This window comes from Paracoccus lichenicola, assembly GCF_009708075.1.
Taxonomy (GTDB): Bacteria; Pseudomonadota; Alphaproteobacteria; order Rhodobacterales; family Rhodobacteraceae; genus Paracoccus; species Paracoccus lichenicola.
In genome coordinates this window covers 217,873-241,507 of sequence record NZ_WMBT01000004.1, presented here as the reverse complement: position 1 = coordinate 241,507, position 23,635 = coordinate 217,873, and the positions used below count along the sequence as shown (strand labels likewise).

The 23,635-nt window shown below is 69.4% G+C and carries 22 protein-coding genes; 17 read left to right on the top strand and 5 right to left on the bottom strand.

The window, feature by feature from the left end; all coding sequences use genetic code 11:
• Position 1 precedes the first annotated feature (1 nt).
• From GIY56_RS09835 to GIY56_RS09760, 16 genes are all read left to right on the top strand, one after another.
• Complete coding sequence (locus GIY56_RS09835; protein WP_154764647.1) at positions 2–1,282, top strand: TRAP transporter large permease; 1,281 nt, start codon at positions 2–4, stop codon at positions 1,280–1,282.
• The gene (locus GIY56_RS09830; protein ID WP_154764646.1) at positions 1,279–1,560 is read left to right on the top strand and encodes a cupin domain-containing protein; all 282 of its coding nucleotides are present in this window, start codon (positions 1,279–1,281) and stop codon (positions 1,558–1,560) included. Before GIY56_RS09835 ends, GIY56_RS09830 begins: the two co-directional genes overlap by 4 nt.
• Positions 1,561–1,571: 11 nt before the next feature.
• Entirely contained in the window at positions 1,572–2,396 is an 825-nt protein-coding gene (kduI, locus tag GIY56_RS09825; protein WP_154764645.1) for a 5-dehydro-4-deoxy-D-glucuronate isomerase, read from the top strand.
• A complete protein-coding gene (gene kduD, locus GIY56_RS09820) occupies positions 2,393–3,118 on the top strand; it encodes a 2-dehydro-3-deoxy-D-gluconate 5-dehydrogenase KduD (protein WP_328288500.1) in 726 nt (241 codons plus the stop codon). Before kduI ends, kduD begins: the two co-directional genes overlap by 4 nt.
• A complete protein-coding gene (locus GIY56_RS09815) occupies positions 3,096–4,514 on the top strand; it encodes a mannitol dehydrogenase family protein (RefSeq protein ID WP_154764643.1) in 1,419 nt (472 codons plus the stop codon). Before kduD ends, GIY56_RS09815 begins: the two co-directional genes overlap by 23 nt.
• Positions 4,507–5,985 (top strand): UxaA family hydrolase, encoded by a 1,479-nt coding sequence (locus tag GIY56_RS09810; protein ID WP_154764642.1) that lies wholly within the window; start codon positions 4,507–4,509, stop codon positions 5,983–5,985. The genes GIY56_RS09815 and GIY56_RS09810 overlap by 8 nt, the downstream gene beginning before the upstream one ends.
• A 225-nt stretch (positions 5,986–6,210) precedes the next feature.
• Positions 6,211–7,284, top strand: a complete 1,074-nt coding sequence (locus tag GIY56_RS09805) for an acyl-CoA dehydrogenase family protein (protein WP_154764641.1) — start codon at positions 6,211–6,213, stop codon at positions 7,282–7,284.
• A complete protein-coding gene (locus GIY56_RS09800; protein ID WP_154764640.1) occupies positions 7,281–8,054 on the top strand; it encodes an ABC transporter ATP-binding protein in 774 nt (257 codons plus the stop codon). The genes GIY56_RS09805 and GIY56_RS09800 overlap by 4 nt, the downstream gene beginning before the upstream one ends.
• Before the next feature lie 11 nt (positions 8,055–8,065).
• Positions 8,066–9,253 (top strand): ABC transporter substrate-binding protein, encoded by a 1,188-nt coding sequence (locus GIY56_RS09795; RefSeq protein ID WP_154764639.1) that lies wholly within the window; start codon positions 8,066–8,068, stop codon positions 9,251–9,253.
• Positions 9,250–10,035, top strand: coding sequence for an ABC transporter permease (locus GIY56_RS09790; protein ID WP_328288499.1), 786 nt, complete (start codon positions 9,250–9,252; stop codon positions 10,033–10,035). The genes GIY56_RS09795 and GIY56_RS09790 overlap by 4 nt, the downstream gene beginning before the upstream one ends.
• A 166-nt stretch (positions 10,036–10,201) precedes the next feature.
• Complete coding sequence (locus tag GIY56_RS09785) at positions 10,202–10,759, top strand: NAD(P)H-dependent oxidoreductase (RefSeq protein ID WP_154764638.1); 558 nt, start codon at positions 10,202–10,204, stop codon at positions 10,757–10,759.
• 146 nt (positions 10,760–10,905) lie between these two features.
• On the top strand, positions 10,906–12,252 hold the full coding sequence (locus GIY56_RS09780) for an LLM class flavin-dependent oxidoreductase (RefSeq protein ID WP_154764637.1): 1,347 nt from the start codon (positions 10,906–10,908) through the stop codon (positions 12,250–12,252).
• A gap of 6 nt (positions 12,253–12,258) precedes the next feature.
• Positions 12,259–13,065, top strand: a complete 807-nt coding sequence (locus GIY56_RS09775) for an ABC transporter permease (protein ID WP_154764636.1) — start codon at positions 12,259–12,261, stop codon at positions 13,063–13,065.
• Positions 13,066–13,095: 30 nt separating this feature from the next.
• Positions 13,096–14,064 (top strand): ABC transporter substrate-binding protein, encoded by a 969-nt coding sequence (locus GIY56_RS09770; protein ID WP_154764635.1) that lies wholly within the window; start codon positions 13,096–13,098, stop codon positions 14,062–14,064.
• Positions 14,061–14,834 (top strand): ABC transporter ATP-binding protein, encoded by a 774-nt coding sequence (locus tag GIY56_RS09765; RefSeq protein ID WP_154764634.1) that lies wholly within the window; start codon positions 14,061–14,063, stop codon positions 14,832–14,834. Before GIY56_RS09770 ends, GIY56_RS09765 begins: the two co-directional genes overlap by 4 nt.
• A 397-nt stretch (positions 14,835–15,231) precedes the next feature.
• Positions 15,232–16,191: a TIGR03885 family FMN-dependent LLM class oxidoreductase gene (locus GIY56_RS09760; RefSeq protein ID WP_154764633.1), complete on the top strand. Its 960-nt coding sequence runs from the start codon at positions 15,232–15,234 to the stop codon at positions 16,189–16,191.
• A 274-nt stretch (positions 16,192–16,465) separates the two neighbouring features.
• Here the strand turns inward: GIY56_RS09760 and GIY56_RS09755 are convergent, their stop codons facing one another.
• Positions 16,466–18,124: an NAD+ synthase gene (locus GIY56_RS09755; protein ID WP_154764632.1), complete on the bottom strand. Its 1,659-nt coding sequence runs from the start codon at positions 18,122–18,124 to the stop codon at positions 16,466–16,468.
• A 121-nt stretch (positions 18,125–18,245) separates the two neighbouring features.
• Here GIY56_RS09755 and GIY56_RS09750 point away from each other — a divergent pair, with 121 nt between their 5' ends.
• Positions 18,246–19,688 carry an MORN repeat-containing protein gene (locus tag GIY56_RS09750; RefSeq protein WP_154764631.1) on the top strand — a complete coding sequence of 481 codons (1,443 nt, stop codon included), beginning with the start codon at positions 18,246–18,248 and terminating at the stop codon, positions 19,686–19,688.
• 329 nt (positions 19,689–20,017) lie between these two features.
• Here the strand turns inward: GIY56_RS09750 and GIY56_RS09745 are convergent, their stop codons facing one another.
• The 4 genes from GIY56_RS09745 to GIY56_RS09730 all read right to left on the bottom strand — a co-directional run bounded on the left by GIY56_RS09745 (position 20,018) and on the right by GIY56_RS09730 (position 23,565).
• On the bottom strand, positions 20,018–20,899 hold the full coding sequence (locus GIY56_RS09745; RefSeq protein WP_154764630.1) for an energy transducer TonB: 882 nt from the start codon (positions 20,897–20,899) through the stop codon (positions 20,018–20,020).
• Entirely contained in the window at positions 20,896–21,351 is a 456-nt protein-coding gene (gene exbD / locus GIY56_RS09740; RefSeq protein WP_154764629.1) for a TonB system transport protein ExbD, read from the bottom strand. The genes GIY56_RS09745 and exbD overlap by 4 nt, the downstream gene beginning before the upstream one ends.
• A gap of 3 nt (positions 21,352–21,354) precedes the next feature.
• On the bottom strand, positions 21,355–22,386 hold the full coding sequence (gene exbB / locus GIY56_RS09735; RefSeq protein WP_154764628.1) for a tonB-system energizer ExbB: 1,032 nt from the start codon (positions 22,384–22,386) through the stop codon (positions 21,355–21,357).
• Positions 22,387–22,536: 150 nt separating this feature from the next.
• Positions 22,537–23,565, bottom strand: coding sequence for a siderophore-interacting protein (locus GIY56_RS09730; RefSeq protein WP_154764627.1), 1,029 nt, complete (start codon positions 23,563–23,565; stop codon positions 22,537–22,539).
• Positions 23,566–23,635: the final 70 nt, after the last annotated feature.

Sequence of the window (23,635 nt, the reverse complement as noted above, 5' to 3'; positions counted from 1 at the left end):
CATGGAATACCTGATCCTCTTCGGCGTCTTCACCGCCCTGATGCTGATCGGCACGCCGATCGCCTTCTGCCTGGGCATTTCCAGCCTGGCCACCGTGGGCTATCTGGGCCTGCCGCCCCTGGTGGTGTTCCAGCGCCTGTCGGCGGGGATTTCGGTCTTCACGCTGATGGCCATCCCCTTCTTCATCTTCGCGGGCGACCTGATGGTGCGGGGCGGCATCGCGGCCCGCATCGTGGCCTTCGCCGGATCGCTGATCGGCCATGTCCGGGGCGGGTTGGGCCAGGTCAACATCGCCGCATCGACCCTGTTCGGCGGCATTTCCGGGTCGGCGGTGGCCGAGGCCGCGGCCGTGGGCGGCATCATGATCCCGCAGATGAAGGCGCGGGGATACGGGGCGGACTATGCCGTCAACGTGACCTCGATGGCGGCGCTGATCGCGCTGCTGCTGCCGCCCAGCCACAACATGATCATCTATTCGATCTCGGGCGGGGGGCGGATTTCCATCGCCGACCTGTTCACCGCAGGCATCATCCCGGGGCTGCTGCTGGCTTTGGCGCTGTCGATCACCGCCTATATCGTCGCCCGCAGGCGCGGCTATCCGACGGAACCGTTTCCGGGCTTTGCCCGCGTGGGCTATTTCTTCGTGCAATCCATCCCCGGAATGCTGCTGATCGCGATCATCTTCGGCGGCGTGCGGTCGGGCGTCTTCACGGCCACCGAAAGCAGTTGCGTCGCGGTGCTTTACGCGCTGCTGGTCACGATGGTGGTGTATCGCAGCATGTCCTGGTCGGATTTCGTCCACGCCACCCAGCAGGCGGTGCGCACGACCGCGATGGTGCTGCTGATCATCGGCATGGCGGGGGCCTTCGGCTGGCTGATGGCCTATCTGCACGTGGCGCAGATCTCGCTCAACTGGATGCAATCGGTGTCCGACAATCCGCTGGTGATCCTCTTGATGATCAACATCGTGCTGCTGGTCCTGGGCACCTTCATGGACATGTCGCCCTTGATCATCATCACCACGCCGATCTTCCTGCCGGTGGTCGCGGCCTTCGGCGTCGATCCGGTGCATTTCGGCGTCATCATGATCCTGAACCTGGGGATTGGGCTGAACACGCCGCCCCTTGGCCCGGTGCAGTTCGTCGCCGCCGCCGTGGCCCGCATTTCCATCTGGGAAGCAATGCGCAGCGTATGGCCCTTCTATGCCGCGGGCCTGATCGTGCTGCTGATGGTCACATACATCCCCGCCCTGTCGCTGTGGCTGCCGGGGGTGTTCAAATGAGCGACCCTATCCGCACCGTGCTGGCCCATGCGCCCGACCTGATGGTTGTCCGCTTCGCTTTCGATGCGGGCGACCGGGGGGCCCTGCACAGCCACCCGCATGTGCAATCGACCTATGTGCAGTCGGGCCGCTATCGCTTCTCGGTCGATGGCCGGGATTTCGAGGTCGGGCCGGGCGATGCCTTCGTGATCCCCTCGGACGCCGAACACGGCTGCACCTGCCTGGAGAGGGGCGTGCTGATCGACAGCTTCACCCCCCGCCGCGACGATTTCCTGTGAAAGGCCATCCCATGACCCATGTCGAAACCCGCCACGCGATCCATCCTGACCATGCGAAACGCATGGACACGGGCGATCTGCGCCAGCATTTCCTGGCCGAGGGGATGTTCGCCGATGCCGAAATCCGGCTGGTCTATACCCATTACGACCGCTTCGTCCTGGGAGGCGCGGTGCCGAACGGCGCAGACATCACGCTGGACAAGATCAAGGAAACGAAAACCGCGACCTTTCTGGAGCGGCGCGAGATGGGCATCGTCAATATCGGCGACGACGGCTCGGTCACGGCGGCGGGCCAGACCTGGCAGATGAAAAACGGCGACGTTCTGTACCTGGGCATGGGGTCGGGCGCGGTGACCTTCAGCGGCAACGGGCGGTTCTACATCGCGTCCTGCCCCGCGCATCGGGAACTGCCCTGCCGCCTGATTTCGGTCGAGGATGCCAAGGAGATGAAGACCGGCGCGGTCGAGACCTCGAACAAGCGCACCATCCGGCAGTTCATCCACCCGCTTGTCATGGAAAGCTGCCAGCTTGTGCTGGGCTATACCACGCTGGAGGACGGGTCGGTCTGGAACACCATCCCGTCGCACGTCCACGACCGGCGCATGGAGGCATATCTTTATCACGGCATGGCCCCCGAGGCGCGCGTCCTGCACCTGATGGGGGAACCGCAGGAGACGCGCCACCTGTTCGTGGCCAACGAACAGGCGGTGATCTCTCCGTCCTGGTCGATCCATTCCGGGGCGGGGATCGGCGGCTATACCTTCATCTGGGCCATGGCGGGCGACAACGTGGATTACACCGACATGGACTTCGTCCAGCCGGGGGATCTGCGGTGAACCCCTTTTCGCTGGAGGGCCAGACCGCCCTTGTCACCGGCGCCAATACCGGCATCGGCCAGGCCATCGCCGTCGCCATGGCGCAGGCCGGGGCCGCCGTCATCGCCGCGGGCCGCCGCGACTGCGACGAGACGCTGGCGCTGATGGGCGGTGGCAGGCAGATGCGGCTGGACTTCAGCGACCCGATGGCCGCGCGCGACGTGTTTGCCACTGAGCGCATCGACATCCTGGTCAACAATGCCGGCATCATCCGCCGGGCGGACGCGGTGGATTTCAGCGAAGCCGACTGGGACGCAGTGATGGACGTGAACCTCAAGGCGCTGTTCTTCACCTGCCAGGCCTTCGCGCGCGCCGCCCTGCCGCGCGGGCGGGGCAAGATCGTCAACATCGCGTCCCTGCTGTCCTTCCAGGGCGGCATCCGGGTGCCGTCCTATACCGCGTCGAAACATGGCGTGGCGGGCCTGACCAGGCTGATGGCGAACGAATGGGCAGCATCGGGCCTCAACGTCAACGCCATCGCGCCGGGCTATATCGAGACGAACAACACCACGGCGCTCCGCGCCGACCCTGATCGGTCCCGTTCGATCCTGGACCGCATCCCCGCAGGCCGCTGGGGCCGTCCCGAGGATATCGGCCAGACGGCGGTGTTCCTGGCCGCACCCGCGTCCGATTACGTCAACGGCGCGGTGCTGAACGTCGATGGAGGCTGGCTTGCACGATAGGCTTCACCGCGACCCCACGATCGAAGGGGGCATCGTCCACCTGGGTCTGGGCGCATTCTTCCGCGCCCATGGGGCCATCTATGTGGCCGAGGCGGGCGGTTGGGGCATCACCGGCGTGTCCTTGCAATCGCCGGGCACGCGCGACAGGCTGCGCCCGCAAGGCTGGGCCTATACGGCGGTGGAACTGGGACCGGAGGGCGAGAAGCCGCAGGTGGTGACGGTCCTGCGCGACGTGCTGGTCGCGCCCGAGGATCCGCAGGCGGTGCTGGACGCCATGGCCTCGCCTGCCACGCATATCGTCAGCCTGACAGTGACGGAAAAGGGCTATTGCCACGAACCCTCCACCGGCCGCCTGAACCGCGGCCATCCCGACATCGCGCATGACCTGGCAAACCCCTTGCCGCGTTCCGCGCCGGGCTTCCTGGTCCGCGCCCTGGCCGCCCGCCGCGACGCGGGCCTGCCGCCCTTTACGGTGCTGTGCTGCGACAACCTGCCGGAAAACGGCCGGGTGGTGCGGGGCGTGGTGGGGGAACTGGCGCGCCTGATCGACCCGGCGCTTGCCGACTGGATCGCGGCGAAGGGGGCCTTCCCCGCGACCATGGTGGACCGCATCGTCCCCGCCACCACGCCCGCCGACCTGGACCGGCTGGAGGCCACCGCGGGATACTGCGACGAGGCCCCGGTCATGCACGAACCCTTCCGCCAGTGGGTGGTCGAGGACAGCTTCTGCGGTCCCCGCCCGGCCTTCGAGACCGTGGGCGTGCAGATGGTCGCCGACGTGACGCCATACGAGCACATGAAGCTGCGGATGCTGAACGGCACGCATTCCAGCCTCGCCTATCTGGGCTATCTGGCGGGGCACGAGACCATCGCCGACACCATGGCCGATCCGGTCTTCGCGGGTTTCGTGCGCGGCTTGTGGCGAAACGAGATCATCCCGGCCCTGACGCCTCCGCCCGGGCAGGCACTGGGCGCCTATGCCGAGGCCCTGGCCGCGCGCTACGCCAACCCGGCGATCCGGCACCGGACCTGGCAGATCGCCATGGACGGCAGCCAGAAGCTGCCGCAGCGCATCCTGGGCACCATCGCGGAAAGCCGCGCGGCTGGCCGTGCCGTGCCGGGGCTGACCTTGGCGGTCGCGGCCTGGATGCGCTATGCCTCGGGGCGGGACGAAAGGGGCGCGGCCATCGAGGTCAAGGATCCGCTGGCCCCGCGCCTGGCTGCGCTGTGGCGGGACGATCCCGCCCGGACGGTCGCGGGCTTCCTGTCGCTGGCCGAGGTCTTTCCGCCCGCCTTGCGCGACGACGCGGGCTTTGCCCATGACCTGACCGCCGCCTTGTCGGCCCTGGTCCGCGACGGGGCACGGGCCTGCATGGGGGGCCGGGCCGATGCCTGAGCCTCTGGTCCTGAACCCCGCCGACACCGTGGCGATCCTGACCGAACGGGGGATCGCCCCGGCGGGCCACAAGATCGCGCGGGTGGACATCGCCCCCGGCGCGGCGGTCACCAAATACGGCCAGACCATCGGCTATGCGACCGAAAGCATCGCGGCGGGCGACCATGTCCACGGCCACAACTGCGCCTTTGGCGAGCATGGCCGCGACTATCGCCCCGGCGCGGGGCTTGCGGCGGCCCAGGCGGCGCTGGAGCGTCATCGCGGCCCCGCCCTGGTCTTCGACGGCTATCACCGCGCGGGCGGGCAGGTGGGCACGCGCAACTTCATCGCCCTTGTCGCGACGGTGAACTGTTCGGCCACCGTGATCCGCCGCGCCGCCGAGGAATTGCGGATCGAGGGCGCGCTGGTCCCATACCCCAACATCGACGGCGTGGTGGCCTTTGCCCATGGCACCGGCTGCGGCATGGCCGACACGGGGCCGGGCTGGATCGCCCTGCAACGCGTGCTGACCGGCCATGCGGGCCACCCGAACGTGGGTGCGGCGCTGTTCGTGGGCCTGGGCTGCGAGGTCATGCAGATCGCCCGCATGAAGGGGGAACTGGGGCAGGCCGCGCGCTTTCACGGGCTGACCATCCAGGACAACGGCGGCACCCGCGCCACCATCGAGGCGATCAAGGCCCGCGTCCGCGCGATGCTGCCGCAGGTCAATGACATCCGCCGCGCGCCCGCGCCCGCAAGCGCGCTGAAGATCGGGTTGCAATGCGGCGGATCGGACGGGTTTTCCGGGATCACCGCGAACCCCGCGCTTGGGGTCGCCTGCGACATGCTGGCCACGCAGGGCGCATCCGTGGTGCTGTCCGAAACGCCCGAGATCTATGGCGCGGAACGGCTGCTGCTGGACCGCGCGGCCTCGCCCGCCATCGCCGAAAAGCTGCTGGAACGCCTTCGGTGGTGGGAGGATTACGCGGCCCGCAATGGTGCCTCGCTGGACAACAATCCAAGCCCCGGCAACAAGGCGGGCGGGCTGACCACGATCCTGGAAAAATCCCTGGGCGCGGTCGCCAAGGCCGGGGCCACGCCGCTGAACGCGGTGCTGGATTACGCGGAACCGATCACCGCGCCGGGGCTGAACTTCATGGACACGCCGGGCTACGATCCGGTTTCCGCCACCGGCCAGATCGCGGGCGGCGCGCAGCTGATCGTCTTCACCACCGGGCGCGGCTCGGCCTTCGGGTCGAAACCCGCCCCGACGATCAAGCTGGCCACCAATGATGCCCTGTTCGCGGCCATGTCTGATGACATGGACCTGAACTGCGGCGACATCCTGTCGCGGGGCGTGCCGCTGGAAAGCAAGGCGCGCGAGATCGTGGACCTGATCCTCGCCACCGCCTCGGGGCGGGCCACCCGGTCCGAGGATCTGGGACTGGGGGACCACGAATTCGTCCCCTGGCAGATCGGCGCCGTGGTCTGACGCTGCGGGGTTTCACGCAGGCCTGACGGGCCGTTGCCCAACAAGGCGTTGGACCCCGCCGCCCGAACGGCTAGAACGGATGCCACCCCCTGCGGCTGGCAGCCTGTTTCCGTCTTTCCGCCGGACGGGCTTGCAGCCGGACCATCACCGGCTAAGGTCGCCCGCGACGGGCCGCCTGCCCCTGACGGAGAAGACCATGACCCGACCTGCCCCGCGCCTGGCCCGATGACCGGGATCCTGCCCCCGGATCTGGCCGGATGGCTGGCCGCCCAAGCCAAGGGGATCGACGCGGGCGACGTGCCTGCGGCCCTGATCCTACCGCGCCTGGCGGATGCGGGGCTGGCCCGGGTCGGCGTGCCCGGCGCTTTGGGCGGGCAGGGCGGCACCGCCATGGACGCCGTCGGGGCGATTGCCGCCGTGGCGCGGGAATCCCTGGCCGCCGCCTTCATGCTGTGGGGGCACCGCTGCTTTGTCGAATTCATGGTCCGAACCCCCAACCATGCCCTGCGCGACCGGCTTCTGCCCGATCTGCTGGCGGGGCGGCTGGCCGGGGCCTCGGGCCTGTCGAACGTGATGAAGTTCCTTGCGGGTCTCGAGCCGCTGGAGGTCACGGCACGGCCCGAGGGCGACGCGCTGGTCATCGACGGTATCCTGCCCTGGGTCACCAACCTGCGCGAGCAGGGCTTTGTCGTGGCAACGGCGGCCGATCCGGCCGATGGCGGGCCTGCGCTGATCCTGGCCCTGGCGCATGACGACCCGGGCGTGTCGCGCGGCGCGGATCTGGCGCTGATGGCCATGCGCTCCTCGGACACCGCCGCGCTGCGGATCGAGGGGGCGCGCGTCCCTCGCGACCGCATCATCGCCGCCGACGCCCCGGGCTGGCTGCCCGGCGTGCGCCCGGCCTTCCTGGCCATGCAATGCGGCCTGCCCCTGGGCCTGGCCCGGCGGTCCCTGGACGAAGCCGCGGGCGAGACCGGGGCAGGGCGCGGCGTGCTGGCCGCCCCCATCGCCGCCCTGCGCGCGCGGCTGGACCAGGTCGCCGCCGCGCTGGAGGCGGGCCTGGCCTCGGGCGGCTTCGTCACCCGGCCCGCCGCCCTGTTCGAGTTGCGCATCGCCCTGTCCGACATCGCCTTCGAGGCGGTGTCGCTGGAATTGCAGGCGGGGGGCGGGCGCTGCTATCTGCAGGGACCGGGCGGGGGCTTTGCCCGCCGCTGGCGCGAGGCGGCCTTTGTCCCCGTCATCACCCCCAGCACCGTGCAACTGCGCACCGCGCTGGCCGCCCTGGGCCGCGCCGCATGACCGAGCCTCGTCCCGTGCTGCGCGCCGCAGGCGTGGCGCTGCGCTATCCCGGCGCGGCGGCCCCGGTGCTGCAAGGCTTCGACCTGGATCTTGCGCCCGGAGAGATCGTCTCGGTCCTGGGACCAAGCGGGGTGGGCAAGTCCAGCCTGTTGCGCGTGCTGGCAGGATTGCAGCCGCCCGAAGCCGGCCGGATCGAGATGGAGGGCGCGCCCCTGTCGGGCGTCCACCCCCGCCTGGCCATGGCCTTCCAGCAGCCCGGCCTGCTGCCCTGGCTGGATCTGGAACGCAACGTGGCCTTCGGGCTGGATTTCAGGCGCCAGCCCCACCTGTCCCCGGACGAGCGCCGGGACCGCATCGACCGCGCCATTGCCGAGGTCGGGCTGGACCACGCCCGCCACCTGCGCCCCGCCGCCCTGTCCGGCGGCATGGCGCAGCGCGCGGCCCTGGCCCGTTGCCTCGCCCGCCAGCCGCAGGTGCTGCTGCTGGACGAACCCTTCGGTGCCCTGGACGAGGTGACGCGGGCCATGATGCAGGATCTGCTGGTCAAGGTCGTGGCCGATTACCGCACCGCCGCCGTGCTGGTGACGCACGACATCGACGAGGCGCTGCTGGTCTCGGACCGCATCATCCTGCTGGGCGGCAGCCCGGCGGGCAGCATCGGCGAATGGCCGATCGACCTGCCCGCGCCGCGCGAAGACCACCTGGCCGAGCTTGGCCGCATCCGCATCGACATCGTCGGCGCGCTGCGCCGCGCCACCCGCCGCCCGTGAAGGAGCCTTTCATGCCCACCGAAGACAGCCTGTTTTCCCGCCGCGACATCATGCGCCTGTCGGCCCTGCTGACGGCCTCGGGCGCGCTGCCCTTTCTGCGCGCCCGCGCCGCCCGCGCCGAAGGCCCGGACGAACCCGTGCGGATCGGCTATCTGCCGATCACCGACGCCACGCCCCTGCTGGTGGCCCATGGCAAGGGCTTCTTCGAGGCCGAGGGCCTGGCCGTGGAAAAGCCCGTGATGTTCCGCGGCTGGTCCCAGGTCGTCGAGGCCTTCCTGGCAGGCCAGGTCAACGTGGTCCATCTGCTGTCGCCCATCGCGATCTGGGCGCGCTATGGCAGCGGGATACCGGCCAGGGTGGTGGCCTGGAACCACACCTCGGGCTCCGGCCTAACGGCGGCGAACGACATCGCCACGGTCGCCGATCTGGGCGGCAAGACGGTGGCGGTCCCCCATTGGTATTCGATCCACAACGTCGTGCTGCAACGCCTGCTGCGCGACAACGGGCTGACCGTCATCACCACCGGCACTCCCGCTGCGAACCAGGTCGCGCTGTCCTTGATGTCGCCCGCCGACATGGTGCCCGCGCTGGCGGCGGGCCAGATCGCCGGTTACATCGTGGCGGAACCCTTCAACGCGGCGGCCGAGATCAACGGTATCGGCAAGGTGCTGCGCTTTACCGGCGACGTGTGGCGCGACCATGCCTGCTGCCTGGTCTTCATGCACGAGGATCATCTGGCGAACCGCCCCGAATGGTCGCAGAAGGTCGTGAGCGCCATGGTCAAGGCGCAGCTCTGGACCCGCGACAACCGGGCGGAAACGGCGCAACTGCTGTCCTCCGCCGATCCGCAGAAGTACACCCCCCATTCCCCCGAGGTCCTGGCCCGCGTCCTGACGCCCTCGGACGCCGACATGCAGGGCTATGCCGCCTCGGGCGTGGTCCGCCACCCGGACTGGCAGGACAGGCGCATCGACTTCCAGCCCTATCCCTTCCCGTCCTATACCGCCGAACTGGTGCGGATGCTCAAGGACACCCTTGTCCAGGGCGAGCGGGGCTTCCTGGACGCGCTGGACCCGGCCTTCGTGGCGGGCGACCTGGTGGATGACCGCTTCGTGAAGACCGCCCTGGAAGGGGTCGGCGGGTTGCCCGCCTTCGGCCTGCCCGAGGGCTGGACCCGGTCCGAGGTCATCGAGGCGTGAGCAGGGGGCCTGAGACGACGCGCGGCCCGTCGCGGCTGCGCGGCGCGGTGCTGGGGCTGGCGGGGATCGCGCTGCTGCTGCTGGCCTGGTGGCTGGCGACCGACATGATCGCGGGCGACACCAGCTTCGCCCGGCGCTTTTCGCCCACGCGGACCTTCCCGGCGCTGGCGGGCCTGCTGGCGGGGCCTGATCTGTGGCTGCATGTCGTCCAAAGCCTGCGCCGCGTCCTTGTGGGCCTTGCCGCCGCGCTGCTGGTGGGCGTGCCCTTGGGCCTTCTGGTCGGCGCGTCCCGCCTGGCCGAGGCCGCGACCACGCCCGCCTTCCAGTTCCTGCGCATGATCTCTCCGCTGTCCTGGATGCCCATTGCGGTGATGGTCTTTGGCGTGGGCGATGCGCCGATCTATTTCCTGCTGGGGTTCGCGGCCCTGTGGCCGATCCTGCTGAACACCGCCGCCGGTGTCCGCCAACTGGACCCGCAATGGCTGCTGCTGTCGCAAAGCCTGGCCGCCACCCGCTGGGAGACGCTGAGCCGCGTGATCCTGCCCGGCGTCCTGCCGCAGGTGCTGACCGGATTGCGGCTGGCCATCGGCATCACCTGGATCGTGCTGGTCCCCTGCGAGATGCTGGGCGTGCAGGCGGGGCTTGGCTACTTCATCCTCGATACCCGCGACAGGCTGGCCTATGACCAGTTGATGGCCGTGGTGCTGGTGATCGGCATCTTGGGCTATGGCCTGGACGCCCTGGCGCGCGCCGCCATCCGCCGGGTCGCCCCCGCCGCCTGACGAATCGGGTTGCCGGGGCAGGCTTGCGCGCCCTGCAAGACCAAATCTTCTGTCTGGCCCCGCCCCGGCAGGCAACGCGTTCCAAATCCCTCCGGACCTTTGGAATCGCCTGGAAAGCCGCTCTCGCCTAAAACACGACAAGACAAGTCGTTAATAGGAGAAATGCATGGCCTTCCGCATCGCCGCCTTTTCGGGCAGCCTGTCCGCCCCCTCGAAGACGCGCGCCCTGGTCGATCTGGCGCTGGACAAGCTGACGCGCCGTTTCGATGTCATCGGCGCCAGCTATGACCTGACGGACCTGCAGCCCTCGCTGGGCGGGGCGGGCCGGCTGGAGGATCTGGAGCCTTTGCCCTTGACCATCGTGCAATCGCTGGTCGGCGCCGATGCGCTGATCCTGGGGGCGCCGGTCTACAAGGGCAGCTATCCGGGGCTGTTCAAGCACCTGTTCGACCTGATCGACCCCGAGGCGCTGCGCCACAAGCCGGTGCTGCTGACCGCGACCGGCGGCGGCGACCGCCACGCCCTGGTCATCGAACACCAGTTGCGCCCGCTGATGGGCTTTTTCGAGGCCGCGACCCTGTCCACCGGCGTCTATGCCGGCGCGGCGGATTTCCGGGACGGCATCCCGGCCTCGCCCGCGCTGCTGGACCGTCTGGACCGCGCCATCGACCAGTTCGCGCCCTTCATCCCGCGCGAGAACCCGGCCCTGTCGGTCGCCGCCTGAAAGGACCCTGCCATGACCCGCCCCAAGACCTTTGCCGCGATCCCCGCAGCCGACGTGCTGCCCGTCACCCTGCTGGACGGCGACGTGCCGGTGGGCGTCGATGGACGCGCCACCGCCCTGACCGCAGCCTGAACGAGGAGAACCCCATGACCCGCAAGATCCGCCTTGGCGCCTTCCTTCCCGGCGGCGGCCAGCACATCGCCAGCTGGCGCCATCCCGACCAACCCGCAGACGGGGCCGTCAATTTCGACTTCCACGTCCAGCTTGCGCGCGAAGCCGAACGGGGCCTGTTCGACGCCTATTTCCTGGCCGACGGCCTGGCCACCGGCGGCACCTCCGAAGGCGGCCCGGCCCGCATCGCAGGGTTCGAACCCGTGACGCTGTTTGCCGCGCTGGCCACGCAGACCACGCATCTGGGCTTCATCGCCACGGCATCGACCACCTACGAGGAACCCTACAACACCGCGCGCAAGTTCGCCTCGCTGGATCTCATCTCGGGCGGGCGCGCGGGGTGGAACGTGGTGACGACCGCGACCGAGGCCGCGGCGCGCAACTTCAACCTGGACACGCAGCACCCCCATGCCTTCCGCTATGCGCGGGCGGCGGAGCATGTCGAGGTCGTCAGGAAGCTGTGGGACAGTTTCGAGGACGACATCTTCATCCGCGACAAGGAAACCGGGAATTTCCTGGACCGGACGAAGCTGCACTTCGCCCATCACAAGGGCGCGCATTTCAAGGTCGAGGGGCCGCTGAACGTGTCCCGGTCCCCGCAGGGCCATCCGGTCATCGTGCAGGCGGGCCAGTCCGAGGACGGGCGCGGCCTTGCCGCCGCCACGGCGGAAGTGATCTTCACCGCCCATCAGCGGCTGGACACCGCGCAGGAGTTCTATCGCGACATCAAGGCCCGCGCCCGCGGGTTGGGCCGCGACCCGGATCACATCCTGATCATGCCGGGCGTGTCGCCTTTCGTCGGCCGCACCGAGGATGAGGCGCGCGAGAAATACGACCGCCTGACATCCCTGATCCTCGAGGAGGACGGCATTTCCCTGGTCAAGGGCCTGACCGGCGGCACCCTGGATCTGACCGGGGCCGATCTGGACGGCCCCCTGCCGCCCGTCGCGCCGACCGAGGGGATGAAGTCGCGCCAGGCGCTGATCCGGCAGATCGCGGATGAAAACGGCTTCACCATCCGCCAGCTTTACCAATGGGTCGCCTCGGCCCGCGGGCATTACACCATCGTCGGCAGCGCCGCCCAGGTGGCCGACATGCTGGAGGAATGGTTCACGTCCGAGGCTGCCGACGGCTTCAACATCCTGCCGCCCTGGCTGCCCACGGGGCTGACCGATTTCGTCGATCTGGTGATCCCGGAACTGCAACGCCGGGGCCTGTTCCGCACCGCCTACGAAGGCCGCACCCTGCGCCAGAACCTGGGCCTGCCCTTCCCGGTCAACCGTTACGCCGCCGCCCGCAGCGCGGCCCAGGCGGCGGAGTGACAGGCCATGACGCTGCAAAACCTCGACACCGCCCCCCGCCGCGCGCGCGGCCTGCCCGCGCCGCCAATCCGGGCGTTTCTCGCGCGCTATGGCCTGGTGATCGCCTTTCTGGCCTTGTGGCAACTGTCCGGCACGCTGGGATGGATCAGCCCCGCCGTGCTGCCGCCGCTGGACGCGATCCTTGGGGCGCTGTGGACCGGCATCGCCAGCGGCGCGCTGGTCGATGACATCGCCATCAGCCTGCAACGCGCGGGCCTGGCCTTTGCCGGTGCCGTGGCCCTGGGCGTCCCCCTGGGCCTGCTGATGGGCCAGTTGCGCCCCGTGGAACGCGCGCTGGACCCGATCCTGCAACTGTTCCGCCAGACCTCGGCCCTGGCGCTTTATCCGGTGTTCATCCTGCTGCTGGGCCTGGGCGAGACATCCAAGGTCTTCGTGATCTTCTGGGCCACGCTGTTTCCCACGCTGCTGGCCACCATCGGCGGCGTCAAGCAGGTGGACCGCAAGCTGGTCGAGATGGCCGAAAGCTATGGCGCGGGGCGGGTGCAGGTGTTCCGCCGGGTGATCCTGCCCGCATCGGTGCCTGCGATCTTCGTGGGGCTGCGCCTGTCGGCCACCACCGCCCTGCTGCTGCTGATCGCGGCCGAGATGATCGGCGCCAACAAGGGCATCGGCTTTCAGGTGATGAACGCCCAGTACAATTTCCAGATCCCGCTGATGTTCGCGGCGATCCTCCTGATGGCTGGCCTGGGCCTTGCCGCCAATGCCGTCCTGGTCCTGCTGCAACGCCGGCTGTGCCGCTGGTCGCTGGACTGACGCCCATTCCCATTTCCAAAGGAACACGCCATGAAACACGTCCTGATCTCGCTTGCCCTGACCACAGCCCTGACGGTCCCCGCCTGGGCCGAGGATGTGGTGATGCGCCACATGCCCAGCCATGGCGGCGTCAGCGCCCATGACCTGGCCGCCGAACTGGGTTATTTTGACGGCACCGGCATCGTGCTGGAAAGCGCGGGCTATGCCTCGGGCGGGCCGGAATCGCTGATGGCGCTGGCGGGCGGCTCGATCGAGATCGGCAGCGCGGCCACGGCGGCGGTGCTGAATTCGATCATCGGGGGCAACGACTTCGTCGCGGCCTATCCGACCAACGGCATCAACGACCAGGTGCAGTCGATCTTCTACGTGCTGGAAGACAGCCCCATCCGGTCGGTCGAAGACATCCCCGGCAAGACCGTCGCCGTGAACACCCTGGGCGCGCATCTGGACTATACCGTGCGCGAGGCGCTGCACGCGAAGGGCCTGCCCGAGGATGCGGCCAACCTGGTGACCGTTCCGGGACCGCAACTGGAACAGGTGCTGCGGTCAGGCCAGGTCGATGTGGCGGCCTTCGGTTACTGGCAGACCACCTTCGAGGGGGCGGCGCGCAAGAACGGCGGGCTGCGGGCGATCCTGGACGACACCGACGTGTTGGGAGAGATCGCGGGCGGTTTCACCGTGCTGCGCAAGGACTGGGTCGAAAAGCACCCCGAGGCCGCCGACCAGTTCATCCGCCAATCCGCCCGCGCGCTGGACTATGCCCGCGAACACCCCGAGGAAACGCGCGAGATCCTGGCCCGCGTCTTGCAGGAACGCGGCGAGAACCCGGAGGTCGCGCAGTATTTCGCGGGCTTCGGCGTGCGCCCCGGAGGGCTTGCCGTCGAACGCGACATCCAGTTCTGGATCGACGTGCTGGTGCGCGAAGGCAAGCTGCCCCCCGGCAAGCTGACGGCGCGCGACGTGCTGCTGGTCACGGGCGAGGAGGTGGCGGCGAAATGACCCCCCAAGCCACTGGCGACACCCTGCGCGGCGCGGTCTCGCTGCGCCACCTGTCCAAGGCCTTCACCCTGAACGGCCAGCCCTTGCCGGTCCTGCGCAACCTGTCGCTGGACATCCGCGCGGGGGAATCGCTGGCCATCGTCGGCCCCTCGGGCTGCGGCAAGACCACGCTGCTGCGCATGCTGGCGGGGCTGGAGGCCGCCGACAGCGGCCAGGTGGTGATCGACGGCCGGCCCGTCGCGGGGGTCGGCACCGAACGGGCGGTGATCTATCAGGAACCGCGCCTGCTGCCCTGGCTGACGGTGCTGGAGAACGTCGCCTTCGGGCTGGAGGTGCGCGGCATCGCCCGCAGCGTGGCGCAGGATCGCGCGCGCCGCCATATCCGGCTGGTGGGCCTTTCGGATTTCGAGAACGCCTGGCCCCGGCAGCTGTCGGGCGGCATGGCGCAGCGCGTGGGCATCGCGCGCGCCCTGACGGTGCAGCCGGAAATCCTGCTGCTGGACGAGCCGCTGGGGGCGCTGGACGCGATGACCAAGCTGACCATGCAGGAGGAACTGGCCCGCATCTGGCGCGAGGAGAACGTCACCATGATCCTGGTGACCCATGACCTCGAGGAAGCGATCTTTTTGGCCGACCGGGTGCTGGTCCTGTCCGCCGACGGCACGCCCCCGGCGCTGATCCCGGTGGACCTGCCGCGCCCGCGCGACCGCAACGGAGCGGATTTCGTGCGGATGCGCCGGATGCTGATGGGCCGCTTCGGGCTGCATTAGGGCAGACCGACCTTCAATCCCTGGCCCTAGGATTGGCGAAGGCCATCGCCTTCGCCACCGCGGAACATCGCAACCAGAACCGCCGGGCCTCGAAGGCCCGGCCAGCGCCCGCCCCGCCCCCGGCGGGCGCTTCTCGCCCCCCTGGGTCGGGCGCTGGCCTTTCGTGGTCGCGGGGCTGCGCCGTCTCTGGCGGCAATGTCGGGAAGCGGGCGGGGGAAACGCTGGTCGCGTTTCCTGATCCCGCCCGGTCAGGCACGGTGTCCCATATCTGCTGGATGCCGATCCGCCCCAAGCCTGCCCCCACGCCTCGAAGGGCCGCGTTCTTCCGCCATCCTTGCGGGAACTTCCGGCCGTCCCGGGTGATTGCAGCCAGGACCAGATGGAAGGAACGGCCCCCATGACGCGCATCGGATACCATGCCTCGCACGAACAACATGCGCCCGGCACCCTGCGGGATCTGGCGATCCGGGCCGAGGCGGCGGGCTTTGCCGCGATCAAGTGCTCGGACCACATCCAGCCCTGGAGCACGCGCCAGGGCCATTCCGGCCATGCCTGGACCTGGCTGGGCGCGGCGATGCAGGCCACCAGCGTGCCCTTCGGCAACATCGCGGCCCCGGGCTATCGCTATCACCCGGCGGTGATGGCGCAGGCGGCGGCGACGCTGGAGCAGATGTTCCCCGGCCGCTTCTGGGTGGCCCTGGGCACGGGCGAGGCCTTGAACGAGGCCATGACCGGCATGACCTGGCCCGACAAGCCCGAAAGGAACGCGCGGCTGAAGGAGTGCTTTGACGTGATGCACGCCCTGTTGCGCGGCGAGACGGTCACCCATCGCGGCCGCATCACCGTCATCGAGGCGCGGCTCTGGTCGCTGCCCGACACGCCGCCGCCCCTGTTCGGCGCCGCAGCGACCCCCGAAACCGCGCGCCTTCTGGGAGGCTGGGCCGACGGCCTGCTGACCCTGGGCGGCGACCCGGCCAATGTCGGCCCGGTGATCGAGGCCTTTCGCGAAGGCGGGGGCGCGGGCAAGCCCGTCCACATCCAGCACACGATTTCCTGGGCCGGCACGCAGGACGAGGCCATGGCGAACGCGCTGGACCAATGGGCGCCGGTCGCCATCGGCGGAGAGATCAACTGGGACATCCGCCGCCCGTCCGATTTCGACCTGCTGGGGCAGTTCGTCGGACCCGATCAGATCGGCCGCTCGGTCCGCGTGTCGGCCGATCCGGGCCTGCACCGCGCGGACTTGCAGGCCATGGCCGACCTGGGCGTGGACACGATCTTCGTCCACAATGTCGGGCGCGACCAGGACGCGTTCCTGGACATGGCGGCGCGGGAGTTGGTGAACGCGGCGGGATAGGTCGCGTCGGGGGCGGTGGGGTGAAACCCCACCCTACGGGTCGGCGTGGTCGTGGGGTGGGGGTTCGCCACCGCGAAGGACCATGGCCGCGCGGAAATTGGCGGGGCGACGGATGGTGGGGTGACGGATGGTGGGGTGAAACCCCACCCTACGGGTCGGCGCGGTCGTCGGGTGGGGTGTTACCCTACCGCGAGAAATACCACAGGCCGGCAGGGTGGGGTTTCACCCCACCGCGAGACGCTGCAAGACGGCAGGCTTCCACCCCGCCATCCCCCTACAGCCTGTCCCGCCAGCGGTTCACCAGCGGATAGCGCCGGTCCAGCCAGAACGCCTTGGTCGAGATCCGCGGCCCGGGTGCCGCCTGATACCGCTTCCATTCGCTGCCATAAAGCAGCTTTTCGACCTTCCGCACCGTGTCCGCGTCAAAGCCCTGGTCCACCAGGTCGCGCAGGGACAGGTCCTGTTCCACCAGCCCTTCCAGGATCGCGTCCAGCACCTCGTAGGGGGGCAGCGAGTCCTCGTCCTTCTGGTCGGGGCGCAGTTCCGCCGAGGGCGGCTTGGCGATGATCCGGGGCGGGATCACTTCGCCCGCCGGGCCCATCATCCAGTCGCGGTGATTGGCGTTGCGCCAGCGGCAGGTCTGGAACACGCGGGTCTTGTAGAGATCCTTGATCGGGTTATACCCGCCCGCCATGTCGCCATAGATCGTGGCATAGCCCACGCCGACCTCGGACTTGTTGCCGGTGGTCAGCAGCATCCCGCCGAACTTGTTGGAAATCGCCATCAGCATCACCCCGCGCAGGCGGGACTGGATGTTTTCCTCGGTGATGTCGGGCTGCGTGCCTGCCATCAGATGCGCCAGCGCATCGCCCACGGCATCGCGCGCGCCCTCGATATGTACGGTGTCCAGCCGCACGCCAAGGCGCGCCGCGCAATCGGCGGCGTCGTCCAGGCTGGCTTGCGAGGTGTATTCGCTGGGCAGCATCACGCAATGGACGTTTTCAGGCCCGATGGCATCGGCGGCGATGGTGGCCACAAGCGCGGAATCGATCCCGCCCGACATCCCCAGCACCACCTTGGAAAACCCGGACTTGCGCAGGTATTCGCGCAGGCCCAGCGTCATCGCCTGGTAATCCTGTTCCCATGCGTCGGGCTGAGGCGCCATCAACCCCGGTTCCGCGCGCCAGCCTTCATCCGTCAGCGTGAAATCGACATGGGCCAGCATTTCTTGAAAGGGCGGCAGTTGCACGACCTTGTGCCCGCCGGGGTTCAGCACGAAGCTCGCCCCGTCGTAAAGTTGGTCGTCCTGCCCGCCCACCATGTTGACGTAAACCAGCGGCAGCCCGGTTTCCACGACGCGGCCCACCATGTGCCCCATGCGCAGGTCCAGCTTGTCCCGGTGATAGGGGCTGCCATTGGGCACCACCAGGATCTCGGCCCCCGTCTCGGCCAGGGTCTCGGCCACGTCGGGGGACCAGCCGTCCTCGCAGATGGGCGATCCGATGCGCGCCCCCGCCACCGGATAGGGACCGCTGATCGGGCCGCTGTCGAACAGGCGCAATTCGTCGAACAGCTGCTTGTGGGGCAGGCGGTGCTTCAGCACGCGGGCCACCAGCGCGCCGTCCTTGAAGACCCAGTAGGCGTTATACAGCCGCTCGCCGTCCTGCCACGGCCCGCCGATGGCAAGGGCCGGACCGCCGGTGCAAAGGGCGGCCAGTTCCGCGATCTCCTCCTCGGCCTGGCGGGTAAAGGCGGGTTTCAGCACCAGATCCTGGGTCTGGTATCCGGTGATGAACATCTCGGGCAGGGCCAGCATGTCGGCGCCTGCGTCGCGCGCCTCCTCCCACGCCCGGCGCGCCTTGTCCGCGTTGCCCTGCAGGTCGCCCACGGTGGCGTTCAGCTGGCCGATGGTCAGGCGGAAACGGTTCGTCATGGTCAGGCCCCTGGTTCTCTCGGCCCCGTGATAGGCGAGGGGACGCGAAAGGAAAAGTCGGGCTTTGCGCAAGGGGGTCCGCTGCGCTAGACCATGGGCAAAAGACGAAGGGCACGTGGTGATGAAGGCGGCAAGTTGGGCGGCTGTGCTGGCGCTGGTGGCAGGAACGGCAGCGGATGCGCAGGTCGTCACCAAGCAATACGACGACGGCGGCGTCTATGAGGGCACCTTCCGCAACGGCCGCCAGCACGGACAGGGCAGCTATGCGCTGCCGAATGGCTATCGCTACGAAGGCGATTGGGTCGAGGGCGAGATCCTGGGCCAGGGCCGCGCGACTTTTCCCAACGGCTCGGTCTATGAAGGCCAGTTCGCCGAGGGCAAGCCCAACGGCACCGGCACCATCACCTATGCCGATGGCGGCACCTATGAAGGCGACTGGGTCGCGGGGGAAATCACCGGCAAAGGCGTGGCGCGCTATGCCAATGGCTCGGTCTATACCGGCGATTTTGTCAAGGGCCTGCACCAGGGCAAGGGCGTGCTGACGCAGCCCAACGGCTATCGCTACGAAGGCGACTGGAACGCGGGCGTCAAGGAAGGCCAGGGCCGGATCACCTATCCCGACGGCGCGGTCTATGAGGGCGGGATGCTGGCGGGCCAGCGCGCGGGCAAGGGCCGGCTGACCATGGCCGACGGGCTGGTCTATGACGGCATCTGGTCGGCGGGGCAGATGTCGGGCACGGGCGTCTTGGTCCAGGGCTCGGGCGACCGCTACGAGGGCCAGATGCTGAACGGCAAGCGCGAAGGGCAGGGCGTCGCCACCTATGCCAACGGCGATGTCTATGACGGCGCCTTCAAGTCTGATCGCCGCCACGGCCAGGGCACCTTCACCGGCGCAGACGGCTATGTCTATACCGGCAGTTGGGTCGAGGGCCGGATGGAGGGCCAGGGCCAGATCACCTATCCCGACGGCTCGGTCTATACCGGCGGGATGAAGGCCGACCGCCCCGACGGCACGGGCACCATCACCTATCCCGACGGGGCCAGCTATTCCGGCCAATGGAAGGCCGGCGTGATCGAGGGCGAGGGCAAGGCCACCTATGCCAACGGCATGGTCTATGAAGGCGGCTTCCGCAACGCCCGCAACCACGGCCAGGGGCGCATGACCTATCCCGACGGTTATGTCTATACGGGGGCTTGGCAGGACGGCCAGCGCCATGGCGAGGGGCAGGCCACCTATCCCGACGGCACCGTCTATACCGGCAGCTTCGTGAACGGCTTGCGCGAAGGCCCCGGCAAGCTGACCACGCCCGACGGCTTCGTCTATGAAGGCGGCTGGAAGGCCGGGGAAATCGACGGCACGGGCGTGGCGACCTATGCCAGCGGCGACCGTTACGAGGGCAGCTTCGTCGCGGGCAAGCGCCAGGGCCAGGGCGTCATGCGCTATGCCAGCGGAGAGGTCGCGGCGGGCCAATGGGACCAGAACCGCCTGGTCGAAAGCGGCCCCGCCCCCCAGGGCCAGACGACCGAAGCCCCAACCATGCCCCCCGAGGCCCCCACCCCGTAGGGTGCGTGCTCGCACGCACCATTGCGCCCCGGCGGAACTGTAGCGTCATGCGCCATGCCAGCAGAGAGGTCACGACGGGCAATGGGACCGGAACCGCCCGGTCGAAAGCGGCCCCACGCCCAAAGCGCGCCCGCCATGCCCCCAAGGCCCCCGTAGGGTGCGTGCTCGCACGCACCACCGCGCCTCGGCCCGTGCCCGTCCCAAAAACCTTTCACCTTTGCCCAAATATCCTCGGGGGGAGTCCCGCAGGGACCGGGGGGCAGACGGCCCCCCGCCTTCTTCGACGGACCTGCACCGTCATCGCCAGCCCAGAGGCAGAGGTCCCTGCGTCACTGGATCGCAAACGGCTGGTAGAACTGGTAAGCCGCCTTCGTCAGGCTGGAAGGCGCCGCGGGGCAACGGGCGCGGCCCATGGCGCGCGAGATTTCCCGATCGACCCGGGGATCTCCCGTCGAGGCGGTCAGCGACGCGGACTGGACCCTTCCGTTGCGCGCGATGACCAGGGCCACCGTGCTTCGTGCCCCGCTTGCCCCCGAAACCCGAGAGGCTGACCGCAACAGGCAGACCCCGACCTGCTGTTTCCAGCTTGCCTCGTCTCGGGCGATCTGCTGCGCGCTGGCCCCGGTTCTGCCGGTGGCGCCCTGTTGCCCCTGTTCGACCCTGCGCGCCTGCTGTTGCTGCCGGGGCGCGGGCTGTTCCTGACGGCGGGGTTCGGCCTGGCGCTGCGGCTCGGGTTCGCGGCGTTCGCGGCGGGGTTCGGCTTGGTGCTGCGGCTCTGGTTCCGGCTCGCGTTCGGGGCGGCGCTGCGGGCGGGCGGACGTGTTCAGCACCACCTCGGGCGGGGCGTCCAGGTCCGGCGGCGCGGGCGGGAACAGGTCGGCCATGTCGTCCAGCGGTTCCAACTGCGGCAGGGGCGGCAGGTCCAGCGGTTCTGCCACCTCCTCGGGTTCCGGCTCGGGCTGCGGTTCCGGCTCCACAGGCTCCTCGGCGGCCTCCTGGACCGGCTCCTCGGTCGGGACCGCCGGTTCCTCAGCCACTTCCTCGGCGGGGGCCAGGTCGATGAAGACGGGTGCGGGCAGGCCCGGCGGGGCGGCGGCCTCGGCCTGGCGCATGATCCACAAGGCCCCGCCCAGATGCAGCGCCAGCACCAGGACCGAGGCGCCGCCCCACAGCGCGCCCTCGCGGATCAGGCGGCTGGCGCGCCCGCTCATCGGGCAGGCTCGGGGGCGGCAGGCGGCACGGCTGCCGTCGTCGATTCAAGCCCCACAAGCGCGATCTTCAGGTAACCCGCGTCGCGCAGGGTGTTCATCACGTCCATCAGGTCGCCATAGGCGACGGCGCGGTCGGCGCGCAGGAAGATGCGCTGCTCGCGGTCGCCCCCGGTCGCCGCCGCCAGGGCCGTGGCCAACCCGCCCGGCGCGATGTCGGTGTTGTCCAGGGCCAGCGTCAGGTCCGGCTTCACGGTCACATAGACCGGCTGGTCGGGACGCTGGGCGGGCGTGGCGTTCGACACAGGCAGATCGACGTTCACATCGACCGTCGCAAGCGGCGCCGCGACCATGAAGATGATCAGCAAGACCAGCATCACGTCGATGAAGGGGGTGACGTTGATCTCGTGGTTCTCGACCAGGTCGTCGCCGTTGTCGCGGATCCCGCCTGCCATGGCCTATTCCCCCGGCTTGGCGGCAAGGCCGCGGAAATCCAGGTCGCGGCTGACCAGTTGGCGCACGCCCGCCGCGGCATTGGCAAGGCGCAGGCGATAGCCGGTGATGCCGCGCGCGAAGACGTTGTAGATCACCACGGCGGGGATGGCCGCGACCAGGCCGATGGCGGTGGCCAGCAGCGCCTCGGCGATGCCGGGGGCCACGACGGCGAGGTTGGTGGTCTGGCTTTCGGAAATGCCGATGAAGCTGTTCATGATCCCCCAGACGGTGCCGAACAGCCCCACGAAGGGCGCGGTCGATCCGATGGTGGCCAGCACGCCCGTGCCCCGGCCCATGCGGCGGCCCGCGATGGCCTCGATCCGGTCAAGCTGGGAATCGACGCGTTCCTTGACGCCGCCGTCGCCCGCGATTTCCAGCGCGGGCTGCGAGCGGCGGTATTCCTCGGCGGCCTGGCGGATCATGCGCGACACCGCATCGCGCCGCCCGTTGCTGGCGGCGACGGCGGCGGCCAGGCTGTCGGCGCGCTGGATGCGGCGGATGCCGTTCTGCGCCCTGGCGCTTGCGCCCCACAGCTCCAGCGCCTTCACGACCAGCACCGTCCAGGTGATGACGGAGGCGAAGGCCAGCCCGATCATCACCGCCTTGACCACGATGTCCGCGGCCCAGAACATGCCCATCGGCGACAGGTCGTGGGGCAGGTTCGGATCGCGCGCGGGCGGCGTCAGGATCGGGGCCAGCGCGTCCTGCATGGATTGCGGCAGGAACTCGGCGACGGGTTCGGGCGCGGGTTGGGCAGGGGTCGCCGGGGCGGTTGCGGCAGGTGCAGGCGCGGGATCCGCTTCTATCGCCGTTGCGGCGGGGGCGGGGACAGCCGGGGCCGGCATTGCCGGTGCCGCAGGCTGCTGCGCGGGGGCCTCGGCCTGGGCTGGCGGGGTCGCTGCGTCCGGTGCGGTTTCCTGCGCTTGGGCCACCGGGGCCAGCAGGCAGGCCAGCGTGATGGCGACACTTGCACTGAGGCGCGGCAGGTTGGTCATGGCGTTCCTTGCTTCTTGATCCGCAAAGCGCGGACGGTTCGCGTCCGGGACCGAGTCGGCGCAAAGCCCGGGGACCGGTCCCGCAAGTTTGCGCCGGTATTCAGCACCCATGTAAAATTGTCAACTATTCAGATGCCGCCTGCCGGCCTTTCAGGCGCTCCAATAGGCGGCCAGATGGGTGCGGGCCTTGTCGATGCCCAAATTGTCGATGATCGCAGCCTTCAGGACCGCCAGACGCGACCGCTCGGTTGCCAGCCAGATTTGCCGGGCGTCCGTGCCCTCGCGGCGCAGGCGGTCAGCCAGCGCGGCCTCGCCGCCCGGCGCGTGGATCACCCGGATGCCCGGATGAGGGGGCAGGGGATAGTCCGCCCGCGCGCCGAACAGGTGGCATTTGCCGGTGGCGTCGGGCGCCGCGGCCTCCAGCGTCCGCGCCAGCGCCGGATAGGCGGTCTCGTCCCCGCCGATCAGCAGGCTGTCCCCCTGCGCCACGCCCCCGCCGCCGGGACCCGTCAGCCCGACAGCGGTTCCCGGCGCGGCGTTCTGGGCAAAGCCGCAGGCGCGCCCGCCGTCATGGATGAAGATGTCGGTTTCCAGCCAGCCCGCCACGGGGTCGATATGGCGCACCGTATAGGCGGGACGGTGCAGGGCTGCCGCGCCCTTGGGCCACAGGGTCTGGCCGTCGTTCCCGATGACCGGCCAGGCGGGGTTCGCCGTGCCGGGGGGTTGCAGGACCAGGCGGAAATGGATCAGGTCGCGGGCGAAACGCGCCAGGTCGCCCCCTTCCAGCCGCAGGCGCAGGAAATCGGTGCCGATGCGCGTCACGCCCGCCACGCGCGCCAGGCTGAAGTTCGGCGGAAAGGTCCCCGGCCGGTCCAGCGCCGACCAGGCGATTCGCTGGCCGGGCAGGTGTTCCGCAAGGTGGGCAGTCACGGTTTCCCGCAGCGCGTGCAGCCGGTCGCGGGCATGGGCGCGGACGTAAAGGATGCTGCCCGTCGGTCCCTTCCGGGCGCCGAATTCGTCGCCGCCCGGCACCTTGCACCAGGTGGACCGGCCATGCCCGTCGTGCAGGGCCAGCCCGTGTTCGGCGGCCTTGGCCCGGATCAGCGCGTCGATGGCCGCGAAGGGCAGGTCGGGCAGGCTGGCCTCGGTCTGGAAGGGGGGCAGGGGGTCGTGTCGCATGGCGGGTCTCCGGGCGCGCAGGTGTCGCCAGTCGTTTTTGTAAGTCACGCCCGGCCTTGCCGCCAAGGCC